Here is a 15,524-nt window from a genome sequence, read left to right as displayed (position 1 = left end):
GCGCCTGTCTCAGCGGCAAGGCGCCTTACGCGTTGAAAGCGTCGTCGACCAGTTGGCTCTGTTGTGCCACGTGGACAGACATATAGCCTGCGGCTGGCGCGGCGGATGCCGGACGACCAGCAAACTTGAGGCTGTGATCCAACCCTTCGCGCACCATGCTCGCCACCAGGCGCAGATGATGCTGGCTCTGATACCAGGCGCCCTGGTTGAGCGGCTCTTCCTGACACCAGACGACCTGCTCCAAATTCGGATAGGTCCTGAGCGCTTCCAACAGCTCGTCCTTGGGGAACGGGTAGAGCTGCTCGACACGGATGATTGCCGTGTCGTCACGCTCGTTTTCAGAACGATAGGTCGCCAGGTCGTAGTAGACCTTGCCCGAGCAGAGGACGGCTCGCTTGACCTGCTGGGGATCCCGTTCGCCAACGTCGGGGATGACCATCTGGAAACGGCCTTCGGCCAGCTCTTCCATGGTCGAAGTCGCGTCCTTGTGGCGCAGCAGGCTCTTCGGCGACAACACCACCAGCGGCTTGCGCAGCGGACGGATGACCTGGCGGCGCAGCAAGTGGAAGATCTGGGCCGGCGTGGTCGGTACGCAGACCTGCATGTTGTGCTCGGCGCACAGCTGCAGGAAACGCTCCAGGCGTGCCGAGGAGTGCTCCGGGCCCTGGCCTTCGTATCCATGCGGCAACAGCAGCGTCAGTCCGCACAGGCGCGCCCATTTCGACTCGCCCGAGGAGATGAACTGGTCGACCACGACCTGCGCACCGTTGAAGAAGTCACCGAACTGGGCTTCCCAGATGATCAACGAGTTGGGCGCAGTCGTCGCATAGCCGTATTCGAACGCCAGCACGGCCTCTTCCGAAAGGAAGGAGTCATAGATGGCAAACGAGGGCTGATCGTCCTTGATGTGTTGAAGCGGGACATAAGTCGAGGCGTCGGCCTGGTTATGCACCACGGCATGACGGTGGGAGAACGTCCCGCGGCCGGTATCCTGCCCGGTCAGGCGGACCGGATGACCGGCATCGACCAGAGTGGCGTAAGCCAGCGTTTCGGCAAAGCCCCAGTTGAGCGGCTGGTTGCCGGCCAGCATCTTGCGCCGCTCTTCATAGACTCGTGCCACCTGCCGCTGCACGTCGATCCCGTTGGGAATCTCGCTCATCTTCTGCGCCAGTTGCGTCAGATGTTCGAGATCGCAGCTGGTATCGGTGTCGCCGCTCCACTCGTGGCCGAGATACGGTGTCCAGTCGACGAACAAGCCCGTGTTGGGCTGCTTGACCAGGGCATTGGCAACGTGATTGCCGGCCATCAGGTCGTCGCGATACTGCTCGCCCATCTGCTTGGCCTGATCCTCGGTCAGCACGCCCTCCTTGATCAACTGCTCCACGTACAGGGTACGCGTCGACTTGTGCGACTTGATCTTGGAATACATCAGCGGCTGCGTACCGGAAGGCTCGTCGGCCTCGTTGTGTCCCCGGCGACGGTAGCAGACCAGATCGATGACGACATCGCGCTGGAATTCCTTGCGATAGTCGACGGCGACCCGGGTCGCATGCAACACCGCTTCGGGATCGTCACCATTGACATGGAAGATCGGCGCCTGAACCATCTTGGCGATATCGGTGCAATACTCGGTGGAACGCGCGTCATCGGCGCGCGACGTCGTGAAACCGACCTGATTGTTGATCACGATGTGCAGCGTGCCGCCGGTCTTGTAACCGCGGGTCTGCGACATCTGGAAGGTTTCCATCACCACGCCCTGACCGGCGAAGGCGGCATCGCCATGCACTACGACCGGCAGGACCTGCTTGCCTTCGACGTCCTGGCGGCGATCCTGACGAGCGCGAACGGACCCTTCCACCACCGGCGAAACGATTTCCAGGTGCGACGGGTTGAACGCCAGCGCCAGGTGGACCTCGCCTCCGGGCGTCATCACGTTGGAGCTGAAGCCCTGGTGATACTTGACGTCGCCCGACCCTTGCTCGATCTGCTTCTTGCCGTCGAACTCGTCGATCAGTTCCGACGGGCTCTTGCCAAGGATATTGACCAGCAGGTTGAGGCGGCCGCGGTGGGCCATGCCGATCACCACTTCCTTGACGCCGTAGTTGCCGCTGCGCTGGATCACCTCGTCCATCATCGGAATGAAGGACTCGCCACCTTCCAGGCCGAAGCGCTTGGTGCCGGGATACTTGGAAGCAAGATAGCTTTCCAGCCCTTCAGCGGCGGTCAGGCGCTCGAGCAGATGCTCCCGTTCGCTCTGGCTGTACTTCGGCTTGGAACGCACCGACTCGAAGCGCTGCTGCAGCCAACGCTTCTCTTCGGTGTTGACGATGTGCATGAACTCACAGCCGATCGAGCGGCAGTAGGTCTGCTCCAGCGCCTCGACGATCTCCTTGAGCGGCGCCTCTTCCTTGCCCAGGAAGAACGAACCGGTCTGGAACTCGGTGTTCATGTCGGCCTGGGTCAAGTCATGGAAAGAGAAATCGAGGTCAGGGACCGTATCGGGCTTGCGCAAACCGAGCGGATCGATATTGGCACGCTGATGGCCACGGAACCGATAGGCATTGATCAGTTGAAGAACCTTGACCTGCTTACGGTTTTCGCTGCTGCCGGTGGCGGCCGATACGGTGGGACGACGCTCGCGCGCCAGCTGGTAGAACTGTTCCCGAATGGGGCTGAGAGGAACGTCTTGGGAGGGAGTGCCTTCCAGGCGCGGCAACTGATCAAACGCTTGGCGCCATTCATCGGGGACAGTCGCGGGGTCATTCAGATACTGCTCGTAGAGCGCTTCCACATAGTGGGCGTTGCCGCCGCTCATATGGGAAGTGCGCCACATCAACTCCATTATGCCTTCTTGCATCTCTCGTTCACCCTACACTGATGGGGTGTTGTCGGCGCCGGTCGCAGCTGCGCGCCTCGGCGTCACTCCGGAACCGTCGCGAGACGGCCAACGACCATGCCAATTCAAGGCGTCGTCATGATCGTTAAAAGCCGGTGCGCGAGGCACCGGCCAATATCTTGAGCTGGATCGGCTGCGACAACGCGTCGCAGCCAATAGCGTGGCGACATGATAACAAGCCAAGCGCTACGATTTAAGTCGTAGATGCCGCCTCTGACCATCAAGTCGCGTTGGACAGTAGCATTTCGCGGATTTTGCCGATCGCCCGGGTCGGATTCAGCCCCTTGGGACAGACCGCAACACAGTTCATGATGCCACGACACCGGAATAGGCTGAACGGATCTTCCAGCTCTGCCAGACGGGCCTGCGTCGCGTTGTCGCGAGAGTCCGCCAGGAAACGGTATGCCTGCAACAGACCGGCCGGACCGACGAACTTGTCCGGATTCCACCAGAAGGACGGGCAAGAGGTCGAACAGCAGGCGCACAGGATGCACTCGTACAGACCATCCAGTTTGTCACGCTCTTCCGGGGACTGCAGACGCTCGATCGCCGGCGCTGCGGTATCGTTCTGCAGATACGGCTGCATACGCTCGTACTGCTTGTAGAACAGACCCATATCGACCACCAGGTCGCGCATGACCGGCAGACCAGGCAGCGGCCGCAACACCAACTTGTTGTCCTTGACCACGGCCGACAGCGGCGTGATACAGGCCAAACCATTGGTGCCATTCATGTTCATGCCATCGGAGCCGCAGACACCCTCGCGGCAGCTGCGACGAAACGCCATCGAGCTATCCTGATCCTTGATCATGGTCAGGATATTGAGAACCATCAGATCGCGCCCTTGGGTATCGATCTGAAACTCCTGCATATACGGTGCGGAGTCGGTCTCAGGGTTGTAGCGATAAACGGAAACCTGAAGACTGGACATCGTTGACAACCCTCTTAATAGGTACGGACTTTCGGCTCGAAGGTGTCGACCGTCTTGGGCGTGAAGTTGACTTCACGCTTGGTCACGGTCTTTTCGCCCGGATGAAAGAGCGAGTGCTTGAGCCAGTTGACGTCATCGCGATCCGGATAATCGTAGCGAGAGTGAGCCCCACGGCTCTCCTTGCGTTCCAGTGCCGCGATGGCGGTGGCTTCGGCCACTTCCAGTAGATTGTCTAGCTCGAGCGCCTCGACACGCGCCGTGTTGAAGACGTCGGACTTGTCACCCAGATGCGCCTGTCCGATACGCTCACGCAGCTCCGCCAGCTTCTTGACACCTTCCTGCATGTTGTCTTCCTGGCGGAAGACACCGAATGCATTCTGCATGGTGTTCTGCAGCTCGGCCTTGAGCTCGGAAACCGACTCGCCGCCACCGGACTCGTTCCAGCGCGCCAGACGGCTCGTAGCACGCTCGACATCCGACGCGGAAGCGTCGAGATACTCGATCCCTTCGCTGAGCGCCTTGTCGATGTAGATGCCGGCAGCACGACCGAACACCACCAGATCCAATAGCGAATTACCGCCCAGACGATTGGCGCCGTGCACCGAAACACACGCAGCTTCACCGCAGGCAAACAGACCATTGATGATCTGATCGTTGCCATCGCCGTCCTGCATGATGGCTTGCCCATGCACGTTGGTGGGAATACCCCCCATCATGTAGTGGCAGGTCGGCGTGACCGGAATCGGCTCCTTGACCGGATCCACGTGCGCGAAGGTCTTGGAGAGTTCGACGATACCCGGCAGGCGCTTCATCAGCACCTCTTCACCCAGGTGGTCGAGCTTGAGCATGACGTGATCGCCGTTCTCGCCGCAGCCACGACCTTCCAGCACTTCCATGACCATGGAGCGTGCCACCACATCGCGACCGGCGAGATCCTTGGCGTTGGGCGCGTAACGCTCCATGAAGCGCTCGCCGTCCTTGTTGATCAGGTAGCCACCTTCACCGCGGCAGCCTTCCGTGACCAGAGTCCCCGCACCGTAGATACCGGTCGGATGGAACTGCCACATTTCCATGTCCTGCATCGGGAAGCCGGCACGCAGCGCCATGCCGATGCCGTCGCCGGTGTTGATCAGCGCGTTGGTGGTCGAAGCGAAGATACGCCCTGCCCCGCCGGTCGCCAGCACCGTCGCCTTGGATTTGACGTGCACGACTTCGCCGGTTTCGATGCACAGCGCGATACAACCGACCACGTCGCCGTTGGCATTCTTCACCAGATCGATGGCATACCACTCGTCCAGGAAGACGGTGTTGTTTTTCAGATTGTTCTGATACAACGTGTGTAGCAGCGCGTGGCCGGTACGGTCTGCAGCTGCGCAAGTACGCGCCGCTTGGCCACCCTTACCGAAATCCTTGGACTGACCACCGAAAGGACGCTGGTAGATACGACCATTGTCGAAGCGCGAGAACGGCAGGCCCATATGTTCGAGTTCGAAGACCGCCTTGGGCCCCTCGGAGCACAGATACTCCGCGGCGTCCTGGTCAGCAATGTAGTCCCCTCCCTTGACGGTGTCGTACATGTGCCAGCGCCAATCGTCGTTGGGATCGGCAGAGGCAATCGCGCAGGTAATACCGCCCTGCGCCGATACCGTGTGCGAACGGGTCGGGAAGACCTTGGACAGCACGGCAGTCTTCTTGCCGGATTTGGCCAGTTCGAGCGCCGCTCGCAGGCCGGAACCGCCACCACCGATGATGATGGCGTCGAATGTCAGGTTACGCATGGTAGACATGGATCAGGCTCCCCAGAGGACTTGAACGCCCCACACCAGAAAAACGAAGATGGCGAGAATCACGATGGCCTGGAAGCCGAAGCGAACACCGGTGTGTTTGAGATAGTCAGTGGAAACCGTCCACAGACCGACCCAAGCGTGAGCGGCCATGGAAATGAAGGCCAGCAAGGAAAAGATACGCATCCAGGTCTGGGCGAACAGGCCACTCCAGGCGGCGTAGTCCAGATTGGGATGGAACAACAGATAGGCCACGACGAACAGCGTATAAAGCGCCAGGACGACGGCAGACACGCGCTGAAGGAGCCAGTCGGACAGCCCGCTGCGGCCCAGATTCGTAATATTGGTTACCATACCCAGACTCCCGCCAGAACCACCAGGACAGCACTGATCACGACCGTGATTTGCGCCTTGCGATTGCCACCTTCAAGATCGACACCGTAACCGGTGTCCATGAGCAGGTGCTTGATTCCCGCCACGAAGTGAAAGCCGAGTGCCGACAACAGGCCCCAGGCGATCAGTTTCGCCAACACGTTATTCGCCAGCGCGTCGCGTACTGATTCGAACCCCTCGGGAGAGGACAGCGAAGCATCCAGTGCCCAGAAGCCAAAGATCAGCCCGACGAACAAGATGACGCCGGTAATGCGATGTGCGATGGAAGTGAGTGCGGGAAGTGGAAAATGGATGGTGGATAGGTCGAGGTTTACTGGACGTTTGCTATTCACGGCTCTTAAACACTCTCTTAACCCTGACGGGTTGTGCCCGTTCAGGGGCGGTGGTTTTTAGAAGCAGGATCACGGTCGCGGAAGCAGTTCCGATGCGGCCCAAACCGGCTGACGATGCCATCTCGTGCGGTAGCAGATTATAGGGTTTGGGTAACCGGATGACAAATCGCTCCATCGCCCGGAGGCGAAAGAAATGCCCCGAACCTACGCCAGCACGGCCTTCAGGTTGTCGACACTCGATTCAAATTCTTTCGTTACTGTCAGCCTGCCCCTCTCAATTGGTATGATAGTGGCTAGATTGGCAGAACAACGAGCTCCCTTCGCACAAGCCCGCCCCCTCCGCCACCTTGCAACTCGGCAACAACGCCGAAGCCACGGCACAAGGGCGACCCAGGCGAATTGACAATCCCCCGCGGAAATCTATAGTGGGCGAACTATTTTTCGCCCGCACGGCAGTAAAGACAAAGGCTTATGTCACGATAAAGGAGGCCATAATGGCTGACAGAAAAGCGAAATTATCGGTCGATGGTGTCGACAATGCCATTGAGCTACCGGTATACCCCGGTACCGCTGGTCCCGACGTCATCGACGTCCGCGGCCTGACCGCAGAAGGCCTGTTTACCTACGACCCTGGCTTCGTTGCTACTGCTTCGTGCGAGTCCGGCATCACTTACATCGATGGCGCCGCCGGCACACTGCTTCATCGTGGCTATCCCATCGAACAACTGGCCGAAAGCTCCAACTATGTAGAGCTCTGCTATCTGCTGATGTTCGGCGAGCTCCCCTCCCCCGACGAGTACGAGACGTTCAGAAGCACGATTGCCCGCCACACCATGGTTCACGAGCAGATCGTCAACTTCTACAAGGGCTTCCGACGCGACGCACACCCGATGGCCGTTCTCTGCGGCGTCGTGGGCGGGCTGGCAGCTTTCTATCACGATAATCTCGACATCACGCAGGCCGACCAGCGCCACGTCAGCGCCATTCGCCTGATCGCCAAGATGCCGACCCTGGCGGCGATGTGCCACAAATACAACATCGGCCAGCCATTCATGTACCCGCGTAATGACCTCAATTACTCGGAAAACTTCCTGTACATGATGTTCGGCAATCCGTGCGAGAACTACGAGGTCAATCCGGTCATCGCCAAGGCGATGGATCGTATATTCATGCTTCACGCGGATCATGAGCAGAACGCCTCGACGTCCACCGTACGCTTGGCGGGCTCGACCGGCGCCAATCCTTTCGCCTGCATCAGTGCCGGCATCGCTGCACTCTGGGGGCCGGCACATGGCGGCGCCAACGAGGCGGTCCTGGCCATGCTGGACGAGATCGGCGACGACTCCGAAGAAAACATTCAGCGCTTCATCGATAAGGCCAAAGACAAGGAGGATCCGTTCAAGCTGATGGGCTTCGGTCACCGGGTCTACCGCAACTTCGACCCGCGCGCCAAAGTGATGAAGGAGACGTGCGATGAGGTGCTGGGCGAGCTGGGGATCGGCGACGACCCACAGCTGCAGATCGCCAAGCGCCTGGAGCAGATCGCCCTGGAAGACGAATACTTCATCGAGCGCAAGCTCTACCCCAATGTCGACTTCTATTCAGGCATCATTCTCAAGGCCATTGGCATTCCGACCAATATGTTCACCGTCATCTTCGCGATGGCACGAACCGTTGGCTGGATCTCTCACTGGAACGAGATGATCACCAACGGCTATCGAATCAGCCGGCCTCGCCAGCTCTATACCGGCTATGACAAGCGCGATTACCCCAAGAAATAACGCTTGACCTGATATGGCACTGGAACGCAAGCCGCCGACTTCTGTCGGCGGCTTTTTTGTGCCTGCCCAGCGGCACGGAAGATTTCCACACTTCCTGTGGATAACCCTGTTCAAAACCCTTCGATAATGTCACCAAACCGCCTTCAGAAGCGCCCTGGCAGCAAATTGCCTAAATTTTAATCAAATATAAAGCACTGATTTTTATGAAAAAAATCTACATCCACGTATTTTCAGCAAGTTAGCCGTGGCGCCAACAAGCGAGGAGCGAACAGTGGAAAAGCCTGCCGATGTCAAGCATTTCGACAGCAAAATCAGAGAGGTTATCAACAGCTGCAGATACCCGGAAAACCCGGTATCGAAGAAGAAACAGAAGGAAGGAATGAAATAGAGTGGCGTCCCATAGGGGGTTCGAACCCCTGTTACCGCCGTGAAAGGGCGGTGTCCTGGACCACTAGACGAATGGGACGCGGAAAACAGCCTGTTGGCTGGTTCTTGTGGTGGAGCCTAGCGGGATCGAACCGCTGACCTCAACACTGCCAGTGTTGCGCTCTCCCAGCTGAGCTAAGGCCCCGTCTCAAGAACGGGGCGAAATATACGGTCATCTCACTGATAAGTCAACGCTTTATTACCAGAAAAACTCGGCGGTTCGATCCGAACCAGCATCCTGACGCGCTATAGCTCCCGATACTGCTTTTCCAAGCGCTTAGCCTGCTTTTTGGAAACGCCACCCAACACCTCGATAGCATGCCGGAGACGAGCCCGTGTCATATCCGATCCGAGAATCGCCATGGCATCGAGCACCGACGTCGAATGGGCGCTGCCCGTCACCGCAATGAACACGGGAGCCAGAAAGACTTTCATCTTCAACTCGAAGTGCTCGGCCAGAAGCTTGACCTGTGCCAGCAGCTCCTCCTTTTCCCAGCGCGTCACGGTTTCCAGTCGCCAGACCAGGAACTGCAACAGCGCCACCAAGGTATCGCGCTCGAGGTCGAGATCGGCAAAGCTGGCCTCGCGAACGTCGGGCAGCCCCGCGAAGAAATGCCCGGCCAGCGGCATGGCATCCGACAGCGTCGAGATACGCGGCCGGATCTGCGGAAGGATCTGGCCGACATACGCCTCGTTGAACGACCAGTCACGCAACGCTTTCATCAGCGCCGCGTCATCGAGATCCTCGCGAATGTAGACACCGTTGAGCCAGGTCAGCTTGTCGAGATCGAATACCGGCCCCCCTAGCGAAACCCGCTGTATGTCGAAGTGAGCCATCATGTCGTCGAGGCTGAATTTCTCGCGCTCGTCCGGCATCGACCACCCCATCCGGCCCAGATAGTTGGTCACGGCCTGCGGCAGGAACCCCATGCGCCGATAATAGTTGATCGAGGTAGGGTTCTTGCGCTTGGACAGCTTCGATTTGTCAGGATTGCGAAGCAGCGGCATATGACACAGCTGCGGCATGGACCAGCCGAAATATTCGTAAAGCAGCTTGTGCTTGGGCGCCGAATTGATCCACTCCTCGCCTCTCAGGACGTGAGTGATTCCCATCAGGTGGTCGTCGACCACATTGGCGAGATGGTAGGTCGGCATACCGTCCGACTTCATCAGGATCTGGGCATCTACCTGTGCCCAGTCGACCTCGATCCGCCCACGCAGCATGTCGTCGACTTCGCACACACCTTCGGAAGGCACATTCATTCGAATGACGTAGGGATAGCCCTCGGCCTCCCGTCGCCGCTGCTCTTCCGGATCCAGAGCGAGATCCTGCGGCTTCAATGCCAGATGAAGCCCCGCTGCCTTGCGCTCTTCCCGCAAGGCGTCGAGCTCTTCGCTGGTGCGATAGCATTTGAAAGCGTGCCCGCGCTCCAGCAGCTGTTGGGCATGCTCGGCGTAGATATCGCCGCGCTCGCTTTGCCGATAGGGACCGTGCGGGCCGCCGACATCTGGCCCTTCGTCCCAATCCAGCCCTAGCCAGCGCAAAGAATCGAGAATCATCTGCTCCGACTCAGGCGTAGAACGCTGGCGGTCGGTATCCTCGATGCGCAGAACGAACTGCCCACCATGCTGGCGAGCGAAGCAGAGATTGAAGAGGGCGATGTAAGCCGTGCCGACGTGCGGATCGCCGGTGGGCGAAGGCGCAATACGCGTGCGTACCGTCATGAAATCCATTCCGTTGATGAACGAGCCGCCACATTATACGCCCCCAAGGCGACGGGCTGCAGCGCCCGACTCGTCGTCTTCGGCGCTTTTCGATGGTGGCAATGCCGACGACGGACTACTATCGGACTGATCGACTGCACTTCCGAAGTGCCGGCTTCCCGTCCTCACGGCACACGCAGACGACCGCAAACATGAATCACGATAAGAATTTCCAGAAGGTTTCGGGCGACAAGTTCGTAACCCGAAACATACTTCGGCGGTGAGTGGATATCCTCACTGCATCAATAACGCAGGCGAGATTCATGGATGGACGGGTTAGGACCACGAATCAAACAGCTACGCCTTCAGGCCGGCATGAGCAAGGCCGCGCTCGCAAGACGGGTAGGCGTCTCCGACGTCACGATCTCCTACTGGGAATCAGGCACGATCAAGCAGATCGGCCATGAGCGCCTGGTCGCGCTGACCTCGGCGCTGTGCTGCTCGATCAAACAGCTGCTCGATGATGACTCGTTAAACGCAATGGCGGCCGCCTCTCGTACGTCAGGCGGGACCGTGCTCAGCCTGCAGGCGAATCTTGCTGCACCCTGGGAGCAGCGGGAAGACGAACCGGGAGAGATGTCCACGCTACAGATGCTGACTCAGGACTGTCACCTGGTAACGCCAGCGGAGAACGAGTCTTTCGATTTTCTGTTCGAGGGGGATCTTGCCGCCATCGCACCCTGCGATAAATTTCAGCAGGACGGACTGTATCTGCTGGAGCGCGAAGGTCTGTTGCAGATTCAGTATCTGGAACATCTCGCTTCCGGCAGAATGCGGGTCAGCGGTGAGCAGCTTCAAGGCGCGACCGTGGAAAGCGTCCGCCACCCTCCCTTTCGCATCGTGGGCTATATCAGAGCCCGCTGGTGTCGCCAATAGCAGCCTGGATAGCCGTACCCTAGAATTCAGGCCTGAAATTCGTAGTTTGAAATCTCTAGCTTGAAATCTGTAGATGGGAATTCGCACAATGTAGACAAGTGCCGATCCGGCCACGCGGCGAGCGCTGAATCACCGCGTGGTCCGGCCCTCTTCGGGCATTCCCGTTCAATCGCCTTCGTTCAGCCGTGGCGCTGTTGCTGGCGATAGGCAAAGAAGAACACGACCAGTCCGCCCACCGCGGTAGCCGCACCGACATAGCCGGTCACGGTCCAGCCGAAACCCGCTCCAATGGCCATCCCGCCCAGCCATGGCCCCAAGGCATTCGCGACATTGAACGCCGCATGGTTGGATGCAGCCGCCAGCGTTTGCGCGTCCGCCGCCACATCCATCAGGCGTGTCTGCAGCGCCGGCGACAGTGAAACCATGGTGCCCACGGCTACGCAAATGAGCAGGATCGACCAGAGCGACTGCGCCGCCAGCGGAAACAGCAGCAGAATGGCGATGCACCAGACCAGCAGCCAGCCGACGCCCTTGAGCTGCATGCGATCGTAGAGCTTTCCACCGACGATATTGCCGATGATGGCGCCCGCACCGAATGCCGCCTGAGCGACCGGTATCCAGTAGGGCGACACCTGAGTCACGTTGATAAGCACCGGAGCCAGATAGCTGAACACGCAGAACATGCCGGCGAAGCCGATCGCCCCGACACCCAGCGTCAGCCAGACCTGGGAGCGCTTGAGCGCCGTCAGTTCCTGAGCAGGGCTGTTGCGTTTTTCCTGGCGGTTCAACGGCAGATAGATGAACACCAGCACCACGGTGAGAATGGCGATGCCGCCGACCATCGCGAAGGCAAGACGCCAGCTCATCATCTGGCTCAACCAGGTGGCGAAGGGATTGCCTACCAGCATGGCGATCGTCAGCCCCGACATGACCCGGCTGACCGCCTGCGCACGCTTGTGCGTCGGAACCAGCGAGGCCGCGACCAGAGACGCCACGCCGAAATAGGCGCCGTGCGGCAATCCCGAGATGAAGCGGAAGATCATCAGGGTGTGATAATTGGGCGCCAGAGCACTGGCGATGTTGCCCAGCGCAAAAAACGCCATCAGCATCAGCAGGAGATGGCGTCGATAGAAATGCGAGCCCATGACGGCGATCAAGGGCGCGCCAACGACCACCCCCAGCGCATAGGCACTGATGACGTTGCCAACCTGCGGCTCCGAAATGTTCAACGCCTCGGCCACGTTGGGCATCAGCCCCATGATGGTGAATTCGCCGACCCCGATGGCGAATCCACCTACGGCCAGCGCCAGCTCTATCAACAGAGCAAACCGCCGCGACGGCTTCGCAGCGCCGGTCTCGAATGTGTCAGCCACAAGCTACCCCTACTTTAGTCTAAGGCGTAAAGGTCTCGATTATTCACACCTCGCCACGGATTGGAAACCGCTGATGCGCTATCTGCGATGTTTTCTGCTGCCGAATGGCGAGGCACGACGTCCAGACAACCCTCTTCGAGAAGCCGGATTTCTGCCGCCGGGGAACTTTTTCGTCGATTGCCGCTCACAAGAACAAGCAAGAGATTCGACACAGCAGTTGCTATGCGGTTTCTCGAGCTTACTGTAACGATCGTTATCGCCGCGCCATGCGCGGCGATTTTTTGTCGGTACGATGTCTCTCGCTCGCTTTTTTTCCCGTCATCTCGCTGTTCGCCGCCAGCCAGCTCCCGCCAAAGGGCAATAGCGAACGCCGCCCCAATCCATTACTGTCTCGCGGTCGCCCCACAACCCGACAACAAGCGCGACCTGAATAACGATATTGATATTTCGCTGAAGACACCGTACGGACTCATATCATGCGCTCCTCCTCCCCTTCTGCTTCCAGAATCACTGCTTCTCCGGCCAATTTCTTCAAGCTTGCGTGCCAAACGCTGCCCTTGGTGGCGGTGATGCTTGCCGCTCCTGTGCACGCCGCGCCGCAAGGCAAGGTCGACTGTATCGCGCCTGCCCAGCCGGGCGGAGGATGGGACTTCACCTGTCGTTCGGTAGCCAGAGCGCTCCAGGAGCTCTCTCTGATCCCGGCGGCCATGCAGACGCTCAACGTCCCCGGCGCAAGCGGCGGCGTAGCCTTCAGCCATGTACAGGCGAAACGTTCCAGTGATGACGATCTGATCGTGGCGGCGTCGACCGCCACGACCACGCAGCTGGCGCTGGGCAATTATCCCAACGGCAATGCCGATCAGGTTCGCTGGGTGGCGACGCTTGGCGCCGACTACGGCGTGATCGCCGTGGCGGCCGACTCGCCCTACCACTCACTTAACGAGCTTCTCGACGACCTCAAGGCAGATGCCGGCAGCGTGACGTTCTCCGGCGGTGACGTTGCCGGTGGTTTCGATCACATCAAGGTACTGATGGCTGCCCGCAAGGCCGGTATCAAGTCCATTCGCGACATCAAGTATCTGGCCTTCGATTCCGGCTCGGTGGCGATCAGCCAGTTGCTCGGCGGACACATCGACGCCTTCACCGGCGACCTCAGTGAAGCCAAGAGTTTCGTCGACAGCGGCGATCTTCGCATTCTGGCAGTCTTCGCCGAGGACCGCTTGCCCGGCGAGCTGGCCGATATGCCTACGGCAAGAGAGCAAGGCATCGATGTGGTCGCCCCCAACTGGCGCGGATTCTATACCCCCGCAGGCGCTTCCGAAGCGAGCTACACATGGTGGAAACAGACACTGAACGATCTTTACGCCTCTCCCCAATGGAAGCAGATCATGACCCAGAATGGCCTGCTGCCGTTCCACAAGTCGGGCGACGAGCTGAACCGCTTCGTCGATCAACAGATCACTGACATTCGAGAGATCGGCAGCGAACTGGGCATGATTCGCTAACGGTCGCGTCTACGTTCGTTTGGAGGCTGCGGCAACCAGCGTGGTAAACTGCGCCGGTTGTCGCGCACCGGGAGCGTCTCCATGTCACTCTTTCTCATGGTTTTCACCGTCTGTCTGCTGGTCAGTGTGGCCACCGTGACGGCGCTGATGCTGTCTCGCACGCCCCGCTACCGCACCCAGGCGCAGGATATGCTCGATCTCTTCGATGCGGTGCTGGATAACCGTGCCAGCGAAGCACGCTGGCATACCCTGATCGGCTATCCGATCCGCCACGATGCCTATCTGGAAAACCTGCGCCGGCGAAGCCAGCATCTGATGGAAACCCACGGGCGCCCCTGGCAAGCTGCCCAGGGCGGGTCGCTGTTTTCCCGCAGCGGACGTGAAGAGCTGGTAGCACTGCGCGATCATCTGGCCGTCCACCAGGCGCTTCAGGGAGGCGAATATCGTGCCTGATCCGGCTCTCTTGCGGCAGACATCATGACCGACACGATTCGCCTGGCGCCGCTCGACAACGCCATTCAGCATCATCATCACGACTATCACCAGATCGTGATCGGGTTGTCCGGCTATGCGGAATTCGAGATTGCCGGCCAGGGCGGCGTCGTGGCGCCGCTTTCCGGTTGCCTGGTGCCGGCCAATATCGAGCATTATTACGAAGGAATTGGCGACAACCGTCAGTTGATCATCGACCTGCCGGACGACGCCGCTTCCCTGACCGGCATGCACCGCCAGTTGAGAAGCCTGTTCGACCGTCCGGGCTATTTCTCGCTGGACGAGTCGCTGCAGCATTATCTCCAGTTCCTGATTCAGGAGATGACCCATGCCAGCCATGCGCCAGCGGATCTGCTGGTCACGACGCTACTGAGTTCGCTGCACGCCCGCCTCAGCGCGGCGTTCCGCTCTCCGCCGCTGACCAGGCGAACCAGCCGGTCGCTGGACATTCAACGACTCGAGCAGTTCGTGCTGGAACGTCTGGACCAGCGCCTGAGCGTATCCGACCTGGCCAATCTCGCCTGCCTCAGCGAGGCGCACTTCTCCGAGCGCTTTCGCCAACAGACAGGTATCACGCCGTATCAGTTCGTGATGCGGTTGCGGCTGACCCGGGTTCGCGAGCTGACGACATTGACCGACATGCCACTGGCCGAGATCGCGGAACGCACCGGATTCGCCAGCCAGAGCGCTCTGAGCCATGCCTTTCGCCGTCGCTACGGCCACTCTCCCATGCAGCTGCGTCGCCCCTCTCGCTAGCGGATACCCGGGCTTTTTCGCAAATCTCCCCGGATAATTGGCAAGAACCCTTCCCCTGTTTCACGCTAGAGTCAGCCACCACGCCTTCCATTATTGACGGCCACCGCCTGCTTGCCGCGAGCGGTCGCCGAGGCTAACGCCGATTCCTGTGGACCATACTGCAGTGGTCCATACTGCTATAGGGGCGTAAGCGTTCATTCCAGGACGCCCTGCCA

Annotated in this window: 12 protein-coding genes and 2 tRNA genes; 5 read left to right on the top strand and 9 right to left on the bottom strand. The window is 59.5% G+C overall.

The window, feature by feature from the left end; translation table 11 throughout:
* Nucleotides 1-25 precede the first annotated feature (25 nt).
* The 5 genes from CCD76_RS10795 to sdhC form a co-directional block, all read right to left on the bottom strand.
* Nucleotides 26-2,857, bottom strand: a complete 2,832-nt coding sequence (locus CCD76_RS10795; protein WP_087719532.1) for a 2-oxoglutarate dehydrogenase E1 component — start codon at nucleotides 2,855-2,857, stop codon at nucleotides 26-28.
* Between the two features lie 259 nt (nucleotides 2,858-3,116).
* Nucleotides 3,117-3,827: a succinate dehydrogenase iron-sulfur subunit gene (locus CCD76_RS10790; RefSeq protein WP_087719531.1), complete on the bottom strand. Its 711-nt coding sequence runs from the start codon at nucleotides 3,825-3,827 to the stop codon at nucleotides 3,117-3,119.
* Nucleotides 3,828-3,841: 14 nt separating this feature from the next.
* Nucleotides 3,842-5,614, bottom strand: a complete 1,773-nt coding sequence (gene sdhA / locus CCD76_RS10785; RefSeq protein WP_087719530.1) for a succinate dehydrogenase flavoprotein subunit — start codon at nucleotides 5,612-5,614, stop codon at nucleotides 3,842-3,844.
* 3 nt (nucleotides 5,615-5,617) lie between these two features.
* Nucleotides 5,618-5,965: a succinate dehydrogenase, hydrophobic membrane anchor protein gene (gene sdhD, locus CCD76_RS10780; RefSeq protein ID WP_087719529.1), complete on the bottom strand. Its 348-nt coding sequence runs from the start codon at nucleotides 5,963-5,965 to the stop codon at nucleotides 5,618-5,620.
* Entirely contained in the window at nucleotides 5,959-6,336 is a 378-nt protein-coding gene (sdhC, locus tag CCD76_RS10775) for a succinate dehydrogenase, cytochrome b556 subunit (RefSeq protein ID WP_075569934.1), read from the bottom strand. Before sdhC ends, sdhD begins: the two co-directional genes overlap by 7 nt.
* Nucleotides 6,337-6,830: 494 nt before the next feature.
* Here sdhC and gltA point away from each other — a divergent pair, with 494 nt between their 5' ends.
* Nucleotides 6,831-8,117 carry a citrate synthase gene (gene gltA, locus CCD76_RS10770; protein ID WP_087719528.1) on the top strand — a complete coding sequence of 429 codons (1,287 nt, stop codon included), beginning with the start codon at nucleotides 6,831-6,833 and terminating at the stop codon, nucleotides 8,115-8,117.
* Nucleotides 8,118-8,507: 390 nt separating this feature from the next.
* Here gltA and CCD76_RS10765 read toward each other — a convergent pair.
* The 3 genes from CCD76_RS10765 to gltX form a co-directional block, all read right to left on the bottom strand.
* A tRNA-Glu gene (locus CCD76_RS10765) sits at nucleotides 8,508-8,583 on the bottom strand.
* Nucleotides 8,584-8,612: 29 nt separating this feature from the next.
* Nucleotides 8,613-8,688: transfer RNA gene (locus CCD76_RS10760), tRNA-Ala, on the bottom strand.
* A gap of 101 nt (nucleotides 8,689-8,789) precedes the next feature.
* On the bottom strand, nucleotides 8,790-10,268 hold the full coding sequence (gltX, locus tag CCD76_RS10755) for a glutamate--tRNA ligase (protein WP_087719527.1): 1,479 nt from the start codon (nucleotides 10,266-10,268) through the stop codon (nucleotides 8,790-8,792).
* Between the two features lie 306 nt (nucleotides 10,269-10,574).
* Between gltX and CCD76_RS10750 the strand changes: the two genes are divergently transcribed.
* Nucleotides 10,575-11,183, top strand: coding sequence for a helix-turn-helix domain-containing protein (locus CCD76_RS10750; protein WP_083387503.1), 609 nt, complete (start codon nucleotides 10,575-10,577; stop codon nucleotides 11,181-11,183).
* Nucleotides 11,184-11,362: 179 nt separating this feature from the next.
* Here CCD76_RS10750 and CCD76_RS10745 read toward each other — a convergent pair whose 3' ends face one another.
* Nucleotides 11,363-12,556, bottom strand: a complete 1,194-nt coding sequence (locus tag CCD76_RS10745; protein WP_256961270.1) for an MFS transporter — start codon at nucleotides 12,554-12,556, stop codon at nucleotides 11,363-11,365.
* A gap of 569 nt (nucleotides 12,557-13,125) precedes the next feature.
* Between CCD76_RS10745 and CCD76_RS10740 the strand changes: the two genes are divergently transcribed.
* The 3 genes from CCD76_RS10740 to CCD76_RS10730 all read left to right on the top strand — a co-directional run bounded on the left by CCD76_RS10740 (nucleotide 13,126) and on the right by CCD76_RS10730 (nucleotide 15,309).
* The gene (locus CCD76_RS10740; protein WP_256961269.1) at nucleotides 13,126-14,061 is read left to right on the top strand and encodes a Bug family tripartite tricarboxylate transporter substrate binding protein; all 936 of its coding nucleotides are present in this window, start codon (nucleotides 13,126-13,128) and stop codon (nucleotides 14,059-14,061) included.
* A gap of 81 nt (nucleotides 14,062-14,142) precedes the next feature.
* A complete protein-coding gene (locus tag CCD76_RS10735; RefSeq protein WP_087719525.1) occupies nucleotides 14,143-14,514 on the top strand; it encodes a hypothetical protein in 372 nt (123 codons plus the stop codon).
* A 24-nt stretch (nucleotides 14,515-14,538) separates the two neighbouring features.
* Nucleotides 14,539-15,309: an AraC family transcriptional regulator gene (locus tag CCD76_RS10730; RefSeq protein ID WP_087719524.1), complete on the top strand. Its 771-nt coding sequence runs from the start codon at nucleotides 14,539-14,541 to the stop codon at nucleotides 15,307-15,309.
* Nucleotides 15,310-15,524: the final 215 nt, after the last annotated feature.

The sequence above is a fragment of the Salinicola salarius genome, assembly GCF_002179555.1.
Lineage (GTDB): Bacteria > Pseudomonadota > Gammaproteobacteria > Pseudomonadales > Halomonadaceae > Salinicola > Salinicola salarius_A.
Note: the sequence above shows the minus strand (reverse complement) of the source record. Positions and strands in the feature narration are given on the sequence as shown.

Excerpts from the sequence above, each read along its gene's own strand:
- CCD76_RS10795 (WP_087719532.1), bottom strand. The coding sequence starts at position 2,857 with ATGCAAGAAGGCATAATGGAGTTGATGTGGCGCACTTCCCATATGAGC.
- CCD76_RS10790 (WP_087719531.1), bottom strand. The coding sequence starts at position 3,827 with ATGTCCAGTCTTCAGGTTTCCGTTTATCGCTACAACCCTGAGACCGAC.
- sdhA (WP_087719530.1), bottom strand. The coding sequence starts at position 5,614 with ATGTCTACCATGCGTAACCTGACATTCGACGCCATCATCATCGGTGGT.
- sdhD (WP_087719529.1), bottom strand. The coding sequence starts at position 5,965 with ATGGTAACCAATATTACGAATCTGGGCCGCAGCGGGCTGTCCGACTGG.
- gltA (WP_087719528.1), top strand. The coding sequence starts at position 6,831 with ATGGCTGACAGAAAAGCGAAATTATCGGTCGATGGTGTCGACAATGCC.
- gltX (WP_087719527.1), bottom strand. The coding sequence starts at position 10,268 with ATGACGGTACGCACGCGTATTGCGCCTTCGCCCACCGGCGATCCGCAC.
- CCD76_RS10750 (WP_083387503.1), top strand. The coding sequence starts at position 10,575 with ATGGACGGGTTAGGACCACGAATCAAACAGCTACGCCTTCAGGCCGGC.
- CCD76_RS10740 (WP_256961269.1), top strand. The coding sequence starts at position 13,126 with ATGCTTGCCGCTCCTGTGCACGCCGCGCCGCAAGGCAAGGTCGACTGT.
- CCD76_RS10735 (WP_087719525.1), top strand. The coding sequence starts at position 14,143 with ATGTCACTCTTTCTCATGGTTTTCACCGTCTGTCTGCTGGTCAGTGTG.
- CCD76_RS10730 (WP_087719524.1), top strand. The coding sequence starts at position 14,539 with ATGACCGACACGATTCGCCTGGCGCCGCTCGACAACGCCATTCAGCAT.